This window comes from Pseudomonas sp. NFACC24-1 (genome assembly GCF_900115235.1).
GTDB lineage: Bacteria > Pseudomonadota > Gammaproteobacteria > Pseudomonadales > Pseudomonadaceae > Aquipseudomonas > Aquipseudomonas fluorescens_AA.
Window position 1 is genome coordinate 1 of record NZ_FOVS01000044.1, and the last position, 21,579, is coordinate 21,579.

The 21,579-nt window shown below is 62.6% G+C and carries 14 protein-coding genes; 1 reads left to right on the top strand and 13 read right to left on the bottom strand.

The window, feature by feature from the left end:
- Nucleotides 1-590: 590 nt before the first annotated feature.
- From hemE to BM317_RS27090, 11 genes are all read right to left on the bottom strand, one after another.
- A complete protein-coding gene (gene hemE, locus BM317_RS27035) occupies nt 591-1,658 on the bottom strand; it encodes a uroporphyrinogen decarboxylase (RefSeq protein WP_092476916.1) in 1,068 nt (355 codons plus the stop codon).
- A gap of 219 nt (nt 1,659-1,877) precedes the next feature.
- A complete protein-coding gene (locus BM317_RS27040; protein ID WP_092175185.1) occupies nt 1,878-3,296 on the bottom strand; it encodes an FAD-dependent oxidoreductase in 1,419 nt (472 codons plus the stop codon).
- 33 nt (nt 3,297-3,329) lie between these two features.
- Nucleotides 3,330-7,778 carry a glutamate synthase large subunit gene (gltB, locus tag BM317_RS27045; RefSeq protein WP_092175190.1) on the bottom strand — a complete coding sequence of 1,483 codons (4,449 nt, stop codon included), beginning with the start codon at nt 7,776-7,778 and terminating at the stop codon, nt 3,330-3,332.
- A 350-nt stretch (nt 7,779-8,128) separates the two neighbouring features.
- Nucleotides 8,129-9,712 carry an AAA family ATPase gene (locus BM317_RS27055; protein WP_092476918.1) on the bottom strand — a complete coding sequence of 528 codons (1,584 nt, stop codon included), beginning with the start codon at nt 9,710-9,712 and terminating at the stop codon, nt 8,129-8,131.
- Nucleotides 9,713-9,722: 10 nt separating this feature from the next.
- Entirely contained in the window at nt 9,723-10,823 is a 1,101-nt protein-coding gene (gene aroB / locus BM317_RS27060; protein WP_092476920.1) for a 3-dehydroquinate synthase, read from the bottom strand.
- Between the two features lie 129 nt (nt 10,824-10,952).
- Nucleotides 10,953-11,471 (bottom strand): shikimate kinase AroK, encoded by a 519-nt coding sequence (gene aroK / locus BM317_RS27065; RefSeq protein WP_003196983.1) that lies wholly within the window; start codon nt 11,469-11,471, stop codon nt 10,953-10,955.
- Between the two features lie 4 nt (nt 11,472-11,475).
- Nucleotides 11,476-13,563, bottom strand: coding sequence for a type IV pilus secretin PilQ (gene pilQ / locus BM317_RS27070; RefSeq protein WP_092175202.1), 2,088 nt, complete (start codon nt 13,561-13,563; stop codon nt 11,476-11,478).
- Nucleotides 13,560-14,108, bottom strand: coding sequence for a pilus assembly protein PilP (locus BM317_RS27075; protein WP_092175205.1), 549 nt, complete (start codon nt 14,106-14,108; stop codon nt 13,560-13,562). Before BM317_RS27075 ends, pilQ begins: the two co-directional genes overlap by 4 nt.
- The gene (gene pilO / locus BM317_RS27080; protein ID WP_092476922.1) at nt 14,105-14,728 is read right to left on the bottom strand and encodes a type 4a pilus biogenesis protein PilO; all 624 of its coding nucleotides are present in this window, start codon (nt 14,726-14,728) and stop codon (nt 14,105-14,107) included. Before pilO ends, BM317_RS27075 begins: the two co-directional genes overlap by 4 nt.
- On the bottom strand, nt 14,725-15,291 hold the full coding sequence (locus BM317_RS27085; protein ID WP_092175212.1) for a PilN domain-containing protein: 567 nt from the start codon (nt 15,289-15,291) through the stop codon (nt 14,725-14,727). Before BM317_RS27085 ends, pilO begins: the two co-directional genes overlap by 4 nt.
- Nucleotides 15,291-16,355, bottom strand: a complete 1,065-nt coding sequence (locus BM317_RS27090) for a pilus assembly protein PilM (protein WP_092476923.1) — start codon at nt 16,353-16,355, stop codon at nt 15,291-15,293. The genes BM317_RS27085 and BM317_RS27090 overlap by 1 nt, the downstream gene beginning before the upstream one ends.
- 207 nt (nt 16,356-16,562) lie before the next feature.
- Between BM317_RS27090 and BM317_RS27095 the strand changes: the two genes are divergently transcribed.
- Entirely contained in the window at nt 16,563-19,007 is a 2,445-nt protein-coding gene (locus BM317_RS27095) for a penicillin-binding protein 1A (RefSeq protein WP_170842383.1), read from the top strand.
- A gap of 300 nt (nt 19,008-19,307) precedes the next feature.
- Here BM317_RS27095 and BM317_RS27100 read toward each other — a convergent pair whose 3' ends face one another.
- Both BM317_RS27100 and BM317_RS27105 read right to left on the bottom strand, forming a co-directional pair.
- Nucleotides 19,308-20,576 carry a malic enzyme-like NAD(P)-binding protein gene (locus tag BM317_RS27100; RefSeq protein WP_072407352.1) on the bottom strand — a complete coding sequence of 423 codons (1,269 nt, stop codon included), beginning with the start codon at nt 20,574-20,576 and terminating at the stop codon, nt 19,308-19,310.
- 186 nt (nt 20,577-20,762) lie between these two features.
- A complete protein-coding gene (locus tag BM317_RS27105; protein ID WP_092476925.1) occupies nt 20,763-21,575 on the bottom strand; it encodes a thermonuclease family protein in 813 nt (270 codons plus the stop codon).
- Nucleotides 21,576-21,579: the final 4 nt, after the last annotated feature.

The following is a 21,579-nucleotide window of genomic DNA, read 5'->3' on the forward strand; positions in this document are numbered from 1 at the left end:
AAAGGCCCGATCCAGCAGCCCTTGCCCTGCGTTGTCGGATTCATCTTGCGGGCGATTGACCTCGTCGCTGATGGGGCTTCTCACGGTTTCACCGCTCGCGTCCTCACATCCGCCCCGCGTTTGGCAGGCATCTGACTTCCGGTCGTTCGCATCAACATGGCCTATAACGCTTTCTCTCGTTCGGCCCTTCGTCAAAAAAAAAAGACTACTACGGCCTCTGCTGACTTCTCGCTCCGGCTTGCACCGTCGCCCTTTCAGGCACAAGGCGAGATCTCCCCAGGTAAGAACGCAATCCTTCACCACACAACCGCCGGATTTACGCAGCCTGATCCTTGACCACAAGAACTTCGCGGTTTTATGCCCGCTCGCCCTGATCGGCTTCGCCTTCTATCCGGTTCTTGTACATCGGCTCATGGCTTCGATCCACGCTTCCTCCCCACACTCGGTCGCCCTCATGCAGTTGCGCTTCACTTCGTTCGCTGTGGTCAGCTTACGGCGGGACTTTCACCCACAAGATTGCGCCCATGCTGGGCGCACATAAAAAGCCCGTCCGGCACAGGACCGGACAGGCTGGGTGACAGGGGCAGCAATCAGACGTGATATTGCGCCGACAACTCATGCACTGCGCGCAAGAAGGCGCCGGCATGTTCCGGGTCGACTTCCGGGGTGATGCCATGGCCCAGGTTGAACACATGGCCACTGCCACTGCCGTAGCTGGCCAGGATGCGTCCGACTTCAGCGCGGATGGCTTCAGGCTTGGCGTAGAGCACGGTCGGGTCCATGTTGCCTTGCAGGGCGACTTTATGACCGACACGTTCGCGGGCGTTGCCGATGTCGCAGGTCCAATCCAGGCCCAAGGCGTCGGCGCCGGCCTCGGCGATGCTTTCCAGCCATAGGCCGCCGTTCTTGGTGAACAGGATCACCGGGACTTTGCGACCTTCGTGCTCGCGGATCAGGCCGCTGACGATCTTGCGCATGTAGGCCAGGGAAAACTCCTGGTAGGCCGCCGCCGACAGGTTGCCGCCCCAGGTATCGAAGATCTGTACCGCTTGCGCACCGGCCAGGATCTGGCCGTTGAGGTAGGACATGACCGACTGGGCCAGCTTGTCCAGCAACAGGTGCATGGCTTGCGGGTTGTCGTAGAGCATCGCCTTGGTCTTGCGGAAGTCCTTCGACGAACCGCCTTCGACCATGTAGGTGGCCAGGGTCCAGGGGCTACCGGAGAAACCGATCAGCGGCACGCGCCCGTTGAGTTCACGGCGAATGGTGCTGACCGCGTCCATGACGTAGCCCAGGTCCTTCTGCGGATCGGGAATCGGCAGGGCCTCGATGTCGGCCAGGGTGCTGACGACTTTCTTGAAACGCGGGCCTTCGCCGGTCTCGAAGTACAAGCCCTGCCCCATGGCGTCGGGAATGGTGAGAATATCGGAGAACAGGATCGCCGCGTCCAACTGTGGATAACGGTCCAGCGGCTGCATCGTGACTTCGCAGGCGAACTGGGGGTTCATGCACAGGCTCATGAAGTCACCGGCCTTGGCGCGGCTGGCGCGGTACTCCGGCAGATAGCGACCGGCCTGGCGCATCATCCATACGGGGGTGACGTCCACAGGTTGCTTGAGCAGGGCGCGAAGGAAACGGTCGTTCTTCAGGGCAGTCATGTCGGCATCCGGAAAAAAAGTGCGGGCATTTTCTCAGAGCGCGACGCAAAAGGCACGGCAAGAGCCGTGCCTTTTATCTATCGGGGCAATTTGTCGCGGTTGAACTGATCGTTCCTACGCTCTGCGTGGGAATGCCTCAAGGGACGCTCCGCGTTCCAGGGGGACGCAGAGCGTCCCGGGCTGCATTCCCACGCAGAGCGTGGGAACGATCAACAGCGGTCAGACTTGCAGGTAATCCAGAATCCCTTCCGCCGCGTTGCGGCCTTCGAAGATCGCCGTCACCACCAGGTCGGAACCACGGACCATGTCGCCACCGGCGAAGATCTTCGGGTTGCTGGTCTGGTGCTTGTACTGGCCTTGTTCTGGCGCCACCACGCGCCCCTGGCTGTCGGTCTGGATACTGAACTGCTCGAACCAGGGTGCCGGGCTCGGGCGGAAGCCGAAGGCGATGACCACGGCGTCGGCCGGGATGATCTCTTCGGAACCGGGGATCGGCTCGGGGCTGCGACGGCCGCGGGCGTCCGGTTCGCCGAGACGGGTCTCGACCACCTTCACGCCTTCGACCTTGTCTTCACCGACAATGGCGATCGGCTGGCGGTTGTAGAGGAACTTCACGCCTTCTTCCTTGGCGTTCTTCACCTCTTTGCGCGAGCCGGGCATGTTCGCTTCGTCGCGACGATAGGCGCAGGTCACCGACTTGGCGCCCTGGCGAATCGACGTGCGGTTGCAGTCCATCGCCGTGTCGCCACCGCCGAGCACCACGACCTTCTTGCCTTTCATGTCGACGAAATCTTCCGGCGACTTTTCAAAGCCCAGGTTGCGGTTGACGTTGGCGATCAGGAAGTCGAGTGCGTCGTAGACGCCCGGCAGGTCCTCACCGGCAAAGCCACCCTTCATGTAGGTGTAGGTGCCCATGCCCATGAAGACCGCATCGTATTCCTCGAGCAGTTGCTCCATGGTCACGTCCTGGCCCACCTCGGTGTTCAGGCGGAACTCGATGCCCATGCCGGTGAAGACTTCGCGACGATTGCTCAGCACGGTCTTTTCCAGCTTGAACTCGGGAATGCCAAAGGTCAGCAGGCCGCCGATTTCCGGGTTCTTGTCGAACACCACCGGGGTCACGCCACCGCGTACCAGCACGTCGGCACAGCCCAGGCCCGCCGGGCCGGCACCGATGATCGCCACGCGCTTGCCGGTCGGCTTGACCTTGGACATGTCCGGGCGCCAGCCCATGGCGAACGCGGTGTCGGTGATGTACTTCTCCACCGAACCGATGGTCACCGCGCCAAAACCGTCGTTGAGGGTGCAGGCACCTTCACACAGGCGATCCTGCGGGCACACCCGGCCGCAGACTTCCGGCAGGGTGTTGGTCTGGTGGGACAGCTCGGCGGCCTGGAGGATGTTGCCCTCGGCCACCAGTTTCAGCCAGTTGGGAATGAAGTTGTGCACCGGGCACTTCCATTCGCAGTACGGGTTACCGCAACCCAGGCAGCGGTGGGCCTGGTCGGCCGACTGCTGGGGTTTGAAAGGCTCGTAGATTTCCACGAACTCTTTCTTGCGTTGACGCAACAGTTTCTTCTTCGGATCCTTGCGCCCGACATCGATGAACTGGAAGTCGTTATTCAGACGTTCAGCCATTGTTAAAACCTCATCAAACTCTTCAGGCGCATATCACTGCGGGTTGGCACGAGTGCTGGAAAGCAACGATTTCAGGTTGGCAGCCTTGGGCTTGACCAGCCAGAAACGACGCACGTAGTCATCGAGGTTCTCGGCGAGTTCACGACCCCACTCGCTGTCGGTTTCCTCGACGTACTCATCCAGTACGCGCTGCAAATGGCTGCGGTAGGCTTCCATCGCCTCGCCGCTGATCCGCTGGATTTCCACCAGTTCGTGGTTGACCCGGTCAACGAAAGTGTTGTCCTGGTCGAGCACGTAGGCGAAACCGCCGGTCATGCCAGAGCCGAAGTTATAACCGGTCTTGCCCAGCACGCAGACAAAACCACCGGTCATGTACTCGCAGCAGTGATCGCCGGTGCCTTCCACCACAGTGTGGGCCCCGGAGTTACGCACGGCAAAACGCTCGCCCGCGGTGCCGGCGGCGAACAGCTTGCCGCCCGTGGCGCCATACAGGCAGGTGTTGCCGATGATGGCACTGTCTTGGGTCTTGTAGACGCTGCCCTTGGGCGGAACGATGACCAGCTTGCCGCCGGTCATGCCCTTGCCCACGTAGTCGTTGGCATCGCCTTCCAGGTACATGTTCAGGCCACCGGCGTTCCAGACGCCGAAGCTCTGGCCTGCGGTGCCCTTGAAGCGGAAGGTGATCGGCGCCTTGGCCATGCCCTGGTTGCCGTGCTTGCGAGCGATTTCGCCGGAGATCCGCGCGCCGATGGAACGGTCGCAGTTGCAGATATCCAGGTCGAACTCGGCACCGCTCAGGTCGTTGATCGCCGCGGCGGCCATATCGACCATCCTCTCGGCCAGCTCACCCTTGTCGAATGGCGGGTTGCGGTCGACCTGGCAGAACTGTGGCTTGTCCGCCGGAATGTGATCGCTGCCCAGCAACGGGGTCAGGTCCAGATGATGCTGCTTGGCGGTCTGGCCTTCGAGCACTTCCAGCAGGTCGGTACGGCCGATCAGCTCCTCGAGCGAACGCACACCCAGCTTCGCCAGCCACTCACGGGTCTCTTCGGCCACGTAGGTGAAGAAATTCACCACCATGTCGACGGTTCCGATGTAGTGGTCCTTGCGCAGCTTGTCGTTCTGGGTCGCCACGCCGGTGGCGCAGTTGTTCAGGTGGCAGATGCGCAGGTACTTGCAGCCCAGGGCGATCATCGGCGCCGTGCCGAAGCCGAAGCTCTCGGCGCCGAGGATGGCGGCTTTGATCACGTCCAGGCCGGTTTTCAGGCCACCGTCGGTCTGCACCCGGACCTTGCCGCGCAAGTCGTTGCCGCGCAGGGTCTGGTGGGTTTCGGCCAGGCCCAGTTCCCACGGCGCGCCGGCGTACTTGATCGAGGTCAGCGGCGATGCGCCGGTGCCGCCGTCGTAGCCGGAGATGGTGATGAGATCGGCATAGGCCTTGGCCACGCCGGCCGCAATGGTGCCGACACCGGCTTCCGCCACCAGCTTCACCGAGACCAGTGCCTTGGGGTTCACCTGCTTGAGGTCGAAGATCAGTTGCGACAAGTCCTCGATCGAGTAGATGTCGTGGTGCGGCGGCGGCGAGATCAGGGTCACGCCGGGGACCGCATAACGCAGCTTGGCGATCAGGCCGTTGACCTTACCGCCGGGCAACTGGCCGCCTTCGCCGGGCTTGGCGCCTTGGGCGACCTTGATCTGCAACACTTCAGCGTTGACCAGGTACTCCGGCGTCACACCGAAGCGGCCGGTGGCCACCTGCTTGATTTTCGAGCTCTTGATGGTGCCGTAGCGCGCCGGGTCTTCGCCGCCTTCGCCGGAGTTGGAACGCGCACCGAGGCGGTTCATGGCTTCGGCCAGGGCTTCGTGGGCTTCCGGGGATAAGGCGCCCAGGGAAATACCGGCCGAATCGAAGCGCTTGAGCACCGATTCCAGCGGTTCCACTTCGTTGATGTCCAGCGGCGTGTCGAGGGTCTTGACCTTGAGCAGGTCGCGGATCATCGACACCGGACGGTTGTCCACCAGCGAGGTGTATTCCTTGAACTTGCTGTAGTCGCCCTGCTGTACGGCCGCTTGCAGGGTGTTGACCACATCGGGGTTGTAGGCGTGGTATTCGCCACCGTGGACGAACTTCAGCAGGCCGCCCTGCTGGATCGGCTTGCGCGGGCTCCAGGCTTCGGCGGCCAGGGCTTTCTGTTCGGCTTCGATGTCAACGAAACGCGCACCCTTGATGCGGCTCGGCACGCCACGGAAGCTCAACTCGCAGACTTCCTCGGACAGGCCGATGGCCTCGAACAGTTGCGCGCCACGGTACGAGGCGATGGTCGAGATGCCCATCTTCGACAGGATCTTGAGCAGGCCCTTGGTGATGCCCTTGCGGTAGTTCTTGAACACCTCGTAGAGGTCGCCCAGTACTTCACCGGTGCGAATCAGGTCGCCCAGCACTTCATAGGCCAGGAACGGATACACCGCCGAGGCACCAAAACCGATCAGCACCGCGAAGTGATGCGGATCGCGGGCAGTGGCGGTTTCCACCAGGATGTTGGAGTCGCAGCGCAGGCCTTTTTCGGTCAGGCGATGGTGCACCGCACCGGTGGCCAGCGAGGCGTGGATCGGCAGCTTGCCCGGGGCGATGTGGCGGTCGCTGAGGACGATCTGGGTACGCCCGGCGCGCGCGGCTTCTTCAGCCTGATCGGCCACGTTGCGGATCGCCGCTTCCAGGCCGACGCTTTCGTCGTAGTTCAGGTCGATGACCTGGCGCGCGAAGCCTGGGCGGTCGAGGTTGGTCAACGAACGCCACTTGGCCGGGGAAATGACCGGCGAGCTGAGGATCACCCGCGAGGCGTGTTCCGGCGACTCCTGGAAAATATTGCGCTCGGCACCGAGGCAGATTTCCAGGGACATCACGATCGCTTCGCGCAGCGGGTCGATCGGTGGGTTGGTCACCTGGGCGAACTGCTGGCGGAAATAGTCGTACGGCGTGCGCACGCGCTGCGACAGCACGGCCATCGGCGTGTCATCGCCCATGGAGCCGACCGCTTCGTAGCCCTGCTCACCCAGCGGACGCAGCACCTGGTCACGTTCCTCGAACGTCACCTGGTACATCTTCATGTACTGCTTGAGCTGGTCGACGTCATAGAAAGCCGAGCCGTGGTCGTTGTCTTCCATGGTCGCCTGGATGCGCAGGGCATTCTTGCGCAGCCATTGCTTGTACGGATGACGGGACTTGAGACGGTTGTCGATGGCATCGGTGTCGAGGATCTGGCCGGTCTCGGTGTCCACGGCAAAGATCTGGCCCGGACCTACGCGGCCCTTGGCGATGACGTCTTCGGGCTGGTAGTTCCAGACGCCGATTTCCGACGCCAGGGTGATGAACCCGTTGGTTGTGGTGACCCAGCGCGCCGGACGCAGACCGTTACGGTCCAGCAGGCACACGGCGTAGCGACCGTCGGTCATGACGATACCGGCCGGGCCGTCCCACGGCTCCATGTGCATGGAGTTGTATTCGTAGAAGGCACGCAGGTCCGGGTCCATGGTCTCGACGTTCTGCCACGCCGGCGGCACCAGCATGCGCACGCCGCGGAACAGGTCGATGCCACCGGTCACCATCAGTTCCAGCATGTTGTCCATGCTCGAGGAGTCCGAACCCACGCGGTTGACCAGCGGGCCGAGCTCTTCGAGATCCGGCATCAGGTCGTTGGCGAACTTGGTGCGACGGGCCACGGCCCAGTTGCGGTTGCCGGTGATGGTGTTGATCTCGCCGTTGTGGGCGAGGAAGCGGAATGGCTGGGCCAGCGGCCACTTCGGCAGGGTGTTGGTGGAGAAGCGCTGGTGGAACACGCAGATCGCGGTTTTCAGGCGCTCGTCGCTCAGGTCCGGATAGAAGGCGGTGAGATCCGCCGGCATCATCAGGCCTTTGTAGATAATGGTCTTGTGGGAAAAGCTGCAGATATAGTGATCGGTGTCGGCGGCGTTGGCCACGGACGAACGACGACGGGAGCTGAACAGCTTGATCGACATGTCCTGGTCGCTCAGGCCTTCGCCGGCGATGAACACCTGTTCGATCTGCGGCAGGCGCTCGAGCGCCAGGCGACCGAGAACGCTGGTATCGATCGGCACTTTGCGCCAGCCAACCAGTTGCAGGCCGGCGGCCAGGATCTCGCGATTCATGTTTTCGCGAGCCGCCTCAGCCTTCACCGGGTCCTGGTTGAAGAACACCATGCCCACGGCGTACTGCTTGGGCAGGGTCACGCCGAACGTTTCCTGGGCTACGGCACGCAGGAACTCGTCAGGCTTTTGAATCAGCAAGCCACAACCGTCGCCGGTCTTGCCGTCGGCGTTGATCCCACCACGGTGGGTCATGCAGGTCAGGGCCTCAATGGCCGTTTGCAAAAGGGTATGGCTGGGCTCGCCCTGCATATGAGCTATCAGGCCGAAACCGCAGTTATCCTTGAATTCATCTGGTTGGTACAGACCTGCTTTCATAGACACTTTCTCACCAGGCTGCCTCTAACCGAGGCAAATTTCTTTTCAATTCAACCAGTTGCATGCCGCGCCGAACGTACGCCAGCTTTGCGGGGGCAAAAGGGAGGTCATTGTACACACCGACACAGGGGCTCACAAATTTGACGACGAACTGTCGCAAATCCATGTCGCATTTGTGAAAGGTTTAAAGCTATATGCTGTGCTAGTCAAAACTTTTTTGGGTTTGACCGCTACGACTCAAACGCTACTGTGACGCAGACACCACAAGGCGCGCGGCCTTAAAGGTCGCCCGCCCTTGCGGAAATTTTGAGGTTGCCGGGAGAGGCGGCCTGGGTAAGGCCGCCGAATCTTCAGCGAGTTGCTGCCAGTTCCTGTTGGACGCTGGCGACAGTGCGAGGCCAAGGTTTACCAGCCTGAACCTTCGCTGGCAAGGCCTTGATAGCGGAAACGGCCGCATCACGGTTGGCAAAACTGCCGTAGGTGATGACATACAGCGGCTTGCCGTTGAGCACTTTCTTGAAATAACGATACTCGCCGCCCTGCTCCTTGACGAAGTTCTGCGCCGCGGCTTCGGAACTGGTGCCGAGGATCTGCACCACGTAGTTGCCCGGCGCCTGGCCGGCGTACCAGCTACCGCCCGCAGCCTTGGCTGGGGTAGCAGCAGGCTTGGCCGCCGGTGTTGCTGGCGCCGCTGGCTTGGGCGCAGACGCTGGGACCGGTGCAGGCTTGGCGGTGGCCACCTGGGTCGGTGCCGGGGTCGGCTTGGCGGTCGGAGCAGGCGTTGGCGCCGGGCCGGCCGGCACGCCCGCAGGCGGTGCGGTGGTGGTCACGGTCGGCGGCGTGTCGCTGCTGTCGTCGATCGGTGGCGCTGCGCCGTCGTCGCCTTCGGTGATACCGCCGGCCGCTTCGGCCAGCGGGCCGCGCATGACCGGCTGCGACTGGCCGACCAGCGGCAGCGGCATCGGTTGGGTGTTACCGGCGAATTCCACGGCCGGCGCGCCACCGTTGGGTTGCGGCGTACCTTGGCCGAGGGGCAGTTGCGCCTGTTCGCTGGCAGGGGCCCCCGTGGCAGGTGCCTTGGTGCGACCCGGCATCAGCCAGGCGGCGGCAACGGCGACCACGACGACGGCGGAAATTGCCAATACGTGTTTCTTCGGCATGTTGAACCCCATACTTGGACGCTTCACCGCTGAGCGGCTGGCAATCATGACTTCGATCAGAGCATCGCGGGCGACCTGGTTGATGTTGCCAGGCCAGCCGTCGGAGCTTTCGTGAATCTCAGAGATCTGATCGGCGGTAAAAAGTTCGATACCCCGGCCCGCACCCTCAAGACGCTGGGCCAGGTATTCACGCGTTTCTTCCTCGGTGTAGGGCGCCAGCTCGATGACGTGGAAGCGCTCTTCCTCGAGGTTCAATTGGTCCAGGTCGGCGATCAGCGACGACTCGCCGAACAGGAACACGTGAGGCCGGCCCTCCGGCGCACCGGCCGCCAAGGCCAGCAGGGCTTCGAGGGCCGACTCGTCGAGTTGCTCGGCATCGTCCACCAGCAGATAGACTTCCTGCCCGGTCAGCGCCAGTTGCACGATCTGGTCGAGGATTGCACCGATTTCGGCCTGGGCGACGTTCAGCGCCTGGGCCACCTGGCGCAACACACCGGCGGCATCGCCGGCGCCACGGGCCGACACCACCACGCTCTGCACGGACTGTTTGTTGGTACTGGCCACCAGGGCCTGGCGCAACAAGGTCTTGCCGCTGCCCTGGGGGCCGGTGACCACCAACAGCAGTTGGCTGTAGCGCGCCAGGTGATGCAGCTGCCCCAGCACCGGCTTGCGCTGGGCGGGGAAGAACTTGAAGCCCGGGACCCGAGGGGCAAAAGGGTCATGACTCAATTGGAAATGGCCGAGGAAAGCCTCGTCGGCATGCAAACTAGTCATCGGAATCTCATTAACCTTTAAGCTGAGCCAGGGCGCGGTAGTCCGCTCCCAGCGTGGCCTGTAGAACTTCTTTCGGATAATCGTCGGTCACCACCGCTTCGCCCATGTGGCGCAGCAGCACCAGGCGCAGACGACCGTCGATCACTTTTTTGTCGATTGCCATGTGTTCAAGAAAATCCGCCTCGCTCATTTCCTCGGGCGGAACCACCGGCAGCCCGGCGCGCTGGAACAGACGAATACCGCGATCGCGTTCCTGTTCGCTGATCCAGCCCAGGCGCGCGGACATCTCCAAGGCCATGACCGTACCGGCCGCAACCGCTTCACCGTGCAGCCAGACACCATAGCCCATGTGAGTTTCGATGGCATGGCCGAAGGTGTGACCCAGGTTGAGCGTGGCGCGCACCCCCGACTCACGTTCATCGGCACCGACCACGGCGGCCTTGGCGGCGCAGGAGCGCTCGATGGCGTAGGTCAGGGCCGCTTGATCCAGCGCACGCAGGCGGTCGACGTGCTCTTCGAGCCAGCCCAGGAACGGTTCGTCGCAGATCAGCCCGTACTTGATGACTTCCGCCAGCCCCGCAGACAGTTCCCGGGCCGGCAGGGTATTGAGGGTGGCGGTGTCGATCAGCACCACGTTGGGCTGATAGAACGCACCGACCATGTTCTTGCCCAGCGGATGGTTGATCCCGGTCTTGCCACCCACCGACGAGTCGACCTGCGACAACAGCGTGGTGGGGATCTGGATGAAGTCGACGCCGCGCTGATAACAAGCGGCGGCAAAACCGGCCATGTCGCCGATCACGCCACCACCCAGGGCAACCACCGTGGTGCGGCGATCATGCCGTGCGGTCAGCAGGCCGTCGAAAATGAGTTGCAGGGTTTCCCAGTTCTTGAAGGCTTCGCCGTCGGGCAACACCACGGAAATGACCGAGAAAGCCGAGAGGCTGTGGGTCAGACGTTCCAGATACAGAGGCGCGACGGTTTCATTGGAAATGATCGCCACTTGCCGCCCGGCGATATGCGGCGCCAGCAGTTCGGGCTGGTCCAGCAAGCCTTCGCCAATATGAATCGGGTAGCTGCGCTCGCCCAGGTCGACCTTAAGTGTCTGCATGTGTCCCCACAGTGAAGATGGAATCAGGCGTCCTGCCTGCAATTAACGAAAGTACCCTATGGGGATAAATCCCCTCGCCACAGGCGGGCCATGACGGGACGTCGAGGATAGCGCATTTCGCCAGGCGCATTAACGGGGCGGCAGTTGCTGCAGGCGATCGAGAATGTCCAGCACCACCATCCGCGGCGGCCGCTCGTCGGTTTCCACCACCAGGTCGGCGATCTCCCGATACAGCGGATCACGCAGCTCCAGCAGGTCCCGCAGGGTCTTGGCAGGGTCGGCGGTGCGCAACAGCGGTCGGTTGCGATCCCGGGCGGTGCGACCGACCTGCTGCTCGACAGAGGCGTGCAGATAGACCACTCGTCCGCCGGCATGCAGCGCCCGACGATTGGCTTCGCGCATCACCGCGCCGCCGCCAGTGGCCAGCACCACGCCATCGAATGCGCACAGCTCGGCGATCATCGCCTGCTCACGGTCACGAAAGCCCGGCTCGCCTTCCTTATCGAAGATCCATGGGATATTGGCACCCGTGCGCAATTCAATTTCCTTGTCGGAATCTTTGAACGGCAGGCGCAGCTCTTTGGCCAGCAAACGGCCGATGGTGCTTTTTCCAGCGCCCATCGGCCCAACAAGAATCAAATTTCGCACAGAATCAACGACTCACAGCAATCGCCTGGTTATTCATGATACGCGGAGTGAGGAACACCAGCAGCTCGGATTTTTTCTCCGAAACCACATCACGCCGGAAAAGGCGGCCAAGATACGGCACATCGCCAAGAAATGGCACCTTATCTACGACCTTGCTCTGAGTATTTGAGAAAACTCCGCCAATCACAATGGTCTCGCCATCATTGACCAGGACCTTGGCGTTGACTTCGTTTTTCTTGATCGGCGGCACTTCCTGCACCTTGTTCAGGTAGTCCGGCTCATCCTTGGTGACCTTGACCTCCATGATGATGCGGTTGTCCGGGGTGATTTGCGGGGTCACCTCCAGCGACAGCGAGGCCTCCTTGAACGACACCGAGGTGGCGCCGCTGGAGCTGGCTTCCTGGTATGGGATTTCCGTGCCCTTGAGGATCTTTGCCGTCTCCTTGTCGGACGTCACCACCTTGGGCTGGGAGACGATTTCGCCGTTGCCGGTTTTTTCCATGGCCGTCAGCTCGAGGTCCAGCAAGACGTTGTCGGTGATGAACGCAATGCCGATCCCCGACGTATTGCCCGAGGCGCCCAGGTCGACGAACGGCTGGTTGGTGCCGGTACTGCCCGGCGTGCCGATGGTGGTGGAGGTGCCAGTGGTCACCCCCGAGGAGTTCCAGTTGCCCTTGTTCTGTATCGATCCCCCCCAGCGCACGCCCAGGCTTTTGTCGTAGTCGACGTTGGCCTCGACGATCCGCGCCTCGATCATCACCTGGCGTACCGGAATATCCAGCTGCGCCACGATCCGGCGCAATTCGTCGAGCCGGTCCTGGGTCTGGTAGGCAATGATGTTGTTGGTTCGCTCATCCACCGTGATCGTGCCGCGCTCGTCGGCTTTCGCCTCGGCACTGGTCACCGACTGGAACAGCTTGGCGATGTCCGCCGCCTTCGCATAGTTGACCTGCAGCAGCTCGCGCCGCAGCGGCGCCAGGTCGGCGATCTGCTTCTGCGACTCCAGTTCCTGGCGTTCGCGCGCCGCGATTTCATCGGCCGGGGCCACCAGCAGCACGTTACCGACCTTGCGCTTGTCCAGGCCCTTGGTCTTGAGCACCAGGTCCAGCGCCTGGTCCCAAGGCACATTCTGCAAGCGCAGGGTGATGCCGCCCTGCACCGTGTCACTGGCCACCAGGTTCAGGTTGGTGAAATCGGCAATCAGTTGCAGGACCGAACGGACTTCGATGTCCTGGAAGTTGAGCGAGAGCTTCTCGCCGCTGTAGGCCGCGCGGTCGGCATTGCGTTTTTGCAGGTCGTCGACGGTCATGGGCCGGACGCTGACGGTGAGCTTGTTGTCGGTCTGATAGGTCGAGTAGTCGAAGGTGCCACTGGGCTCGATGCTGATGGTCGCTCGGTCACTGCCGGCGCTGGCATTGACGAACTGCACCGGGGTAGCGAAGTCCTTGACGTCCAGGCGCACCCGCAGTGGCTCGGGCAATTGGGTCCTGGCGAAATTGAGGATGATCTTGCCTTCGCGCTCCTGGATGTCCGGGGCGATGGACGGATCGGACAAATCGATCACCACGTTGCCTTCGCCCTGGGTCCCCCGCTGGAAATCCACCCCACGAATCGCCTTTCCCGCCGGCGCACTGGCCCTCGCAGGCACCGCGCTGGCCACCGCTGGACGCGGGGCCTGGGCGGTGCTCTTCGCAGCAGTGTTCTTCGCAGCGGCGCCCTTGCCAACCACCACGAACAGGCTATTGCCTTCGACCCGGGTGTCGTACGGCGCCAGCTGGGTCAGGCCGATGATCAACCGGGTGCGATCGCCTGCCTCGACCACGGTGGCGCTGCGCGCATTGCCCCCGCCCAGGTCGCGGCGCTTGCTGGCCAGTTGATTGGTCACGCCTGGCAGGTCCAGGGCAATCCGGGCCGGTTGTTCGGTGGTGTAGCCCCGGGGCGGCGGCGGCGGCCCGTCGAAGGTGAGCTTCAACTCGACACGGTCACCCGGCAACGCCGCGACATCCAGCGTCTTCAGACTGGCCGCGTGAACCATCGGCGACAACAGCGCTATCCATAGCGAAATACCGAAGGCTGACAAAAACCTGTTCATTGTTGGGGTTCCACTATTGAGTGCTCTTTCAAAGGAATGGTCCGAGGTCGTTCCAGCCAGGCGCCCTCGCCATCGGGAACGATTTCGATCACATCGACCTGGGTGGCGCCAATGGCGAGGATTCGCCCGTCGTTGCGCCCCAGATAGTCACCGACCTTGAGCCGATGCACCCCGCCCGCGCCCCGCAGGAGCGCGAAGGAGCCAGCGGCGTTGGAGATCGTACCGACCATTTCAAACTGCTCGATGTTGAAGCCTTCCAGGTACTGCTTGACCCGGTTGGGGTCGGGCCGGACGTTGTGCGAGCCGCGCTGCCGGTCGGCCTGGTCCACGCGGACCTGCCGGGAAAACGGGCTGCGCAGGTTCGCGGCGCTGTAGGTAAACGTCTCGTAGGGCCTGAACGTCGGCGTCGGCTCGATCTTGCCGGGCGGACGCAGGCGCACTTCGTTCATGTAAGCGTCCAGGTCGCTGAAGCCGTTGTCGTTGTTGCAACCGGCCAGCGTGACCAGGCCCGCCACCAGGCAGAGGCGACACAACAGCGGCCTCATGGCTGCGCCTCCTGCTCGTTGTAGCGATAGGTCCTGGCCTGGATGCTCATGCGCAGCTTCGTGCCGGCCTCGGGCTCCATCGGGGCGATTTCGAAATCGTGCAGCGTGACGATCCGGGGCAGTCCGGCCACTCCACTGACGAATGTCGCCAGGTCGTGGTAGCCGCCGGTCACGGTGATCTGGATCGGCAGCTCGATGTAGAACGGTTGGGTGACTTCCGGCAGCAGCTTGATTTCCTCGAACTCCAGTCCACTACCCAAGCCGGTGCGGGTAATGTCTTCCAGCAGGCCCGGCACTTCGGTATCGCTGGGCAATTGCCGCAACAGCACACCGAAAGACGTTTCCATCTGCTTCATCTGCTCGGTGTAGCGTTCCAGGTTCGCGGCCATGTGGGCCTTGCCCGCGAACTGTTCCTTGAGGGTGGTTTCTTCCTCGCGCACCTGCTGCAACTGGTTTTCCAAGTCACTCAAGGCAACGTTATAGCCCAGTCCCAGCACCAGGGCCACCAGCAGGACGCCCGCCACCCACTTGATTGGCGCTGGCCAGGAACCGATGTTGTTGGTGTCCAGGTCACTGACGTCGATCTTGCGCAACGCGTCGAGCCATTCTCCCGGCCTCATTGGGCGCTCTCCTCATCGGCCGGCCGGGTCTGGCGAACCGTCAGCTGGAAAACGTTGGCCTGGTCGAGCTGACCGGCGGTGGTGGCCTTGACCTCCGTCAGGCTGGGCGCATCGAACAGGTCCGACGAGTCCAGGTTGCGCATCAGGTCCGAGACCCGGTTGTTCGATTCCGCGGCCCCCTTGATGAAGAGCGTCCGGTCCTCCATCTTCACTTCGGTGAAGTACACCCCGTCCGGCAACGTCCTCACCAACTGGTCGAAGATACGCCCGCTGACCGGTCGATTCCCTTGCAAGTTTTGGATAATGCGCATGCGCTCCAGCAATTGCTGGCGACGGGCTTTCAATTCGCTGATCTGCTTGATGCGCTCGTCCAGCACGGCGATCTGCCCGGAGAGGTGGCTATTGCGGGCAACCTGGTGGTCGATGGCGCCGTCGAGGTAGCGGACGGCGACCAGGACCACGCCGACCGCCCCGACCAGCGCCGCGACCAAGGCCAGCAGAAAGCGCTTGCGCCGCTCTTCGCGCAGCTCTTCGCGCCAGGGAAGCAGGTTGATCCGCGCCATCAGTCGAAACTCCTGAGGGCCAGCCCACAGGCAATCATCAGGGCCGGTGCGTCACTGGCCAGGGCACCGGCATTGACCTTGCTGCTCAGGGCCATGTTGGTAAACGGGTTGGCCACCTGGGTCGGCGTGCCCAGGCGCTGCTCGATCAGCCGATCCAGGCCAGCGACCGAAGCCGTGCCCCCAGCCAGCAGAATGTGGTCCACAGCGCTGTACTGGCCCGAGGCGAAGAAGAATTGCAGGGAGCGCGAGACCTGCTGCACCAGGGCCTCGCGAAAAGGTTGCAACACTTCGCCGAGATAATCGTCCGGCAACCCACCCTGCTTCTTTGCCAGGCCGGCCTGCTCGGATGTCAGGCCGTAGCGGCGCTGGATCTCTTCGGTCAACTGGCGGCCGCCGAACAATTGTTCGCGGGTATAGATGATGCGCCCGTTATGCAACACGCTGAGGGTGGTCATGGTGGCGCCGATGTCGATGACCGCCACCGTCAGCCGTTCCTGGGACGCCGCCAATTGCGTGGCGAGCAGGCCAAACGCTCGCTCCAGCGCATAAGCCTCCACATCGACCACCCGGGCCGTCAGCCCGGCGAGCGCCAACGCAGCCTCGCGAACCTCGACGTTTTCCTTGCGACAGGCCGCCAGCAGCACTTCGACGCGCTCGGCGCTGCGCGGCGAAACGCCCACCACCTCGAAATCAATGGCCACCTCATCCAGCGGATAGGGAATGTACTGATCGGCCTCGATCTTGAGCTGGTTCTCCATGTCGTCGTCGGACAGGCCCGCGTCCATCTCGATGATCTTGGTGATCACCGCCGAACCCGCCACGGCCACCGCCACGCTGCGCAAGGGCGTCCTGGCCTTGGCCAACAGTCGCGACAACGCCTGGCCCACCCCTTCGAGCTCGGCGATGTTCTTCTCGATCACGGCGTTGGCCGGCAACGGTTCGACCGCATAGGACTCGACGCGGTACCGCTCGCCCTGGCGACTCAACTCGAGCAGCTTCACCGACGTCGAACTGATGTCGATCCCCAGAAGCGCATGGGCTTTTTTATTGAAGAGTCGTAGCACTACCAATTCCCTATGACTATCCGTGAGTTACGGACTCTCTAATATGCATTGCGTTCAATCACGGCCGTCCGACGGACGTCCGGATGGCATTCCCGACGAAAAAAAATGCTTATAATGCCCAGCGTTTTTTTCGCTTTGTTGCACGCTCGGGTTCTTCCCTGCACCTGGCGCCTTTTTCATTCTTTGCCTGGATATCCAAAAGCCTTGATTCGTCTGCTGAAATTTTTCGGATGGTCCATCGTCGCCGTTTTCTGCGGACTGCTCCTGGGCCTGAGCGGTGCCTTTCTTTACCTTAGTCCGGGATTGCCGTCCGTGGAGGCACTGAGAAGTATTCAGTTGCAGATTCCTTTGCGGGTGTACAGCAGCGATAACAAGCTGATCGCCGAATTTGGCGAAATGCGCCGCACACCGATCCGTTTCGCCGACATTCCCCCCAATTTCATCAATGCGTTACTAAGTGCTGAAGACGATAACTTCGCCAACCACTACGGCGTCGATCCCGGCAGCCTGATGCGCGCCGCCAGCCAGTTGGTCAAGAGCGGACACATCCAGTCCGGCGGCAGCACCATCACCATGCAGGTGGCCAAGAACTTCTTCCTGACCAGCGAGCGCAGCTTCTCGCGCAAGACCACCGAGATCCTCCTGGCCCTGCAGATCGAGCGGCAGTTGACCAAGGATGAAATCCTCGAGCTCTACGTGAACAAGATTTACCTGGGCAACCGCGCCTACGGCATCGAGGCGGCGGCACAGGTGTATTACGGCAAGTCGATCCGCGACGTGAGCCTGGCGCAGATGGCGATGATCGCCGGCCTGCCCAAGGCGCCGTCGCGCTTCAACCCACTCGCCAACCCGGCGCGCAGCAAGGAGCGTCGCGACTGGATCCTGGGGCGCATGTACAAGCTCGGCAAGATCAGCGAGGCCGACTACACCGCCGCGATCAATGAGCCGCTGAACGCCAGTTATCACGTACCGACCCCGGAAGTGAACGCCCCGTACATCGCCGAGATGGCCCGTGCCGAGATGGTTGGGCGCTATGGCAGCGACGCCTACACCGAAGGTTTCCGCGTCACCACCACGGTGCCGAGCAACCTGCAGGAAATGGCCAACACCGCGCTGCACGAGGGCCTGATGACCTATGACCAGCGCCACGGCTACCGCGGTCCTGAATCGCGCCTGCCGGGCAAGACCAAGGAAGCCTGGGCCCTGGAGTTGACCAAGCAACGCACCATCAGCAGCCTGGAGCCGGCGATCGTCACCTCGGTGGACAAGGACGGCATCAAGGTGCTGACCCGCAACGGCGAGCTGGAAGAACACGTGGCCTGGGACACCATGAAATGGGCCCGTCCGTTCCTCAATACCAACAGCATGGGCGCCAACCCACGGCAGCCGTCGGACGTTGCCCAGGTCGGTGACCTGATCCGCGTCCAGCGCCAGGCGGACAACACGCTCAAGTTCAGCCAGATCCCGGCGGCCCAGGGCGCCCTGGTGTCCCTTGATCCGCAGGATGGGGCCATTCGCTCGCTGGTGGGTGGCTTCGCCTTCGAGCAAAGCAATTACAACCGTGCACTGCAGGCCAAGCGCCAGCCGGGCTCGAGCTTCAAGCCGTTCGTCTACAGCGCCGCCCTGGATAACGGCTACACAGCCGCCAGCCTGGTGAACGACGCGCCGATCGTGTTCGTCGACGAGTACCTGGACAAGGTCTGGCGGCCGAAGAACGACACCAATACGTTCCTCGGCCCGATCCGCCTGCGCGAGGCGCTGTACAAATCCCGCAACCTGGTATCGATCCGCCTGTTGCAGGCGCTGGGCGTGGATCGCACCATCGACTACATCAGCAAGTTCGGTTTCAACAAGCAGGACCTGCCGCGTAACCTGTCCCTGGCCCTGGGCACCGCGACCCTGACACCGATGGAAATCGCCACGGGCTGGAGCACGTTCGCCAACGGCGGCTACAAGATCACCCCGTACATCATCGACAAGATCGAAAGTCGCAACGGCGAGACATTGTTCGTGGCCAACCCGCCACGGGTCCCCACGGGCGAGCAGGCCAGCGATGGCGTCGCCGCACCGACCACCGACACGTTCACGGTCAATGCGACGCCAGGCGAAGCCACCACGGCCCCAGGCCTGCCGCAAGCACCCGCCGTCGCGGAGCGCATTGTCGATGGCCGCACCACCTTCATTCTCAACAGCATGTTGCAGGACGTGATCAAGCTTGGCACCGGCCGTCGCGCCCTGGCCCTGGGCCGCACCGACCTGGCGGGCAAGACCGGTACCACCAACGAATCCAAGGACGCCTGGTTCTCCGGCTACAACGCCGATTACGTGACCACGGTCTGGACCGGTTTCGACCAGCCCGAAAGCCTGGGGCGCCGTGAGTTCGGCGGCACCGTGGCGCTGCCGATCTGGATGACCTACATGGGCGCCGCCCTCAAGGACAAGCCGCCGCACACCCAGCCGGAACCGGAAGGCATCCTCAGCCTGCGGGTCGACCCGGTCAGCGGCCGCGCGGCCACGCCGGGCACCCCGGGTGCGTACTTCGAGCTGTTCAAGAGCGAAGACACGCCACCGTCGGTCAACGAGCTGGGCAATGGCGTCGCACCGGGCAGCCCGCTGCCAGCGGACGAAGCGGCGCCGATCGATTTGTTCTGACCGGTCTCATCCAAAAGCCCCGCCTTCGAAAGAAGTGCGGGGCTTTTTATGCCGCGCAAGGCCCCTGTGGCGAGGGGATTTATCCCCGCTGGGCTGCGCAGCAGCCCCAAATCCAGACTGCGCGGAACAATACATGAAACCGCGTCAGCCAAATGACGACTGCTACGCAGCCGAGCGGGGATAAATCCCCTCGCCACAGGTTGTCGGCTTGCCCAGCAACGGGTTTCCATCCATAAAATCCAGACAAAAAAAGCCCCGGCTCGCAAGAGCCGGGGCTTTTCGTTGAAGCGCTACAACGGCTTAGCCGTTGAACACATCATCCACGCTCTTGAGCGGGTAGTTTTTCGGGTACGGCAGGGTGGCCACGCCCGTCTCGATGGCGGCCTTGGCCACGGCATCGGAGATCAGGGTGATCAGGCGGGCGTCCATTGGTTTCGGGATGATGTACTCACGACCGAATTCCAGCTTGATGCCGCCGTAGGCGTCGCACACTTCCTGAGGCACCGGCAGCTTGGCCAGTTCGCGCAGGGCGTTGGCGGCCGCGACTTTCATCTCTTCGTTGATGCGCTTGGCGCGAACGTCCAGGGCACCACGGAAGATGAACGGGAAGCCCAGTACGTTGTTGACCTGGTTCGGGTAGTCCGAACGGCCGGTGGCCATGATCACGTCGCTGCGAGTCGCGTGCGCCAGTTCCGGGGAGATTTCCGGGTCCGGGTTCGAGCAGGCGAACACGATCGGGTTCGGCGCCATGCGCAGCAGGTTTTCCGGGCTCAGCAGGTTCGGACCCGACAGGCCGACGAACACGTCTGCACCGTCCAGCGCGTCCGCCAGGGAGCGCTTGTCGGTCGCGTGGGCGAAGACGGCCTTGTATTGGTTCAGGTCGTCACGGCCGGAGTGGATCACGCCGGTACGGTCGACCATGAAGATGTTTTCGATCTTGGCGCCCATGCTCACCAGCAACTTCATGCAGGAGATGGCCGCAGCGCCGGCACCCAGGCAGACGATCTTGGCTTCCGGAAGGGTCTTGCCGGCGATTTCCAGGGCGTTGATCATGCCGGCCGCGGTGACGATGGCGGTGCCGTGCTGGTCATCGTGGAACACCGGGATGTCGCACTGTTCAATCAGGGCGCGCTCGATCTCGAAGCACTCAGGTGCCTTGATGTCTTCCAGGTTGATGCCACCGAAGGTGATGGAGATGCGCTTGACGGTGTCGATGAAGGCTTGCGGGCTCTCGGAATCGACTTCGATGTCGAATACGTCGATACCGGCGAAGCGCTTGAACAGTACGCCCTTGCCTTCCATGACTGGCTTGGAAGCCAATGGGCCGAGGTTACCCAGGCCGAGAATCGCGGTGCCATCGGAAATGACTGCAACCAGGTTGCCTTTACCGGTGTATTTGTAGGCCAGTTCAGGGTCGCGAGCGATTTCGCGGACTGGTTCGGCTACGCCGGGGCTGTAGGCCAGCGACAAGTCGCGAGCAGTAGCGGTGGCCTTGGTGAGCTCGACACTCAGCTTTCCTGGACGAGGATGCGCGTGATATTCGAGAGCGGCAGTTTTCAGATCAGACATGTGGGCATTCCGCTTTTTACTGTGTTGGACAGACGGACCGCCGAGGATACGCGCCTCGCAAAGTCCCTACAAGACTGACCAGTCACTGCTGTCAAGCGCCCTACTCTACGACTTTGGACCAAGAGCCGCGAAACACAAGGGCCACATGCATACAATCCGACAGAATAGTGTCTACAATTATTTTTCCTACAGGACCGCTTCCAACATGGCCGGATCGGTCAGCGGCAGCATCCATCGTGCCTGACCAGCCCTGGTCCCGCCACGCCGGGCGCGGTCGACGACCCAGCCACGGGCCTCGATTTTCCGCCCCTTGAGCCGCTCCAGGGCCGAGGCGTCGAAGCGCCTCTGCAAACCCGGCGCGATGTGCAGGACAACCGGCCCCTGCAATTTAATCCAGACACCACCGCGATTGCGCTGCACGCTTTCTACCCGCCCGCTCGTCAGCACGAAACCGGGCGCATTGATCTGCTCCGCTCGCACGACGGGCGATTTGCTCCAGAGACCAGATCCGGCTTGCCGCGCATGCCGTTCGGCCATTTGCTGGCAACCGACCAGGTCGACGTTCGGCGCGACCGCCACCAGAAAACCCAACCCTTCGGCAATCAGGCGCTCTTCGAGGTTCTCGCCTTGGGCGTTGTAGACATGGGCCAGCGTGCGACCGTAATCATCGCGGTCGTCCTTGCCAGGCAATACGCCCACCCGGCCATCGCTGGCGGCCACCAGGGCTTCGAGTCGCTGGCGCGCCGCCACGGCGAAGGGTTCGTCGGCGCGGCCGCGCTTGCCCAGCTCGGGGCTGTTGAGACCGATCATCCGAATGCGGCGACCATCCTCCAGGTACAAGGTGTCGCCGTCCACCACACGCTGCACCGCCACCTGGGGCAGGCTGCCCGGCGAAGGACAGGCCCCCTGGGCGCCACCGAGCCAAATCGCAGACACAAAAAAGGCGCCCGCAAGGGACGCCTTCTTTATCAATCTGGAGCAGTCGAAACGACCATCCAAAATG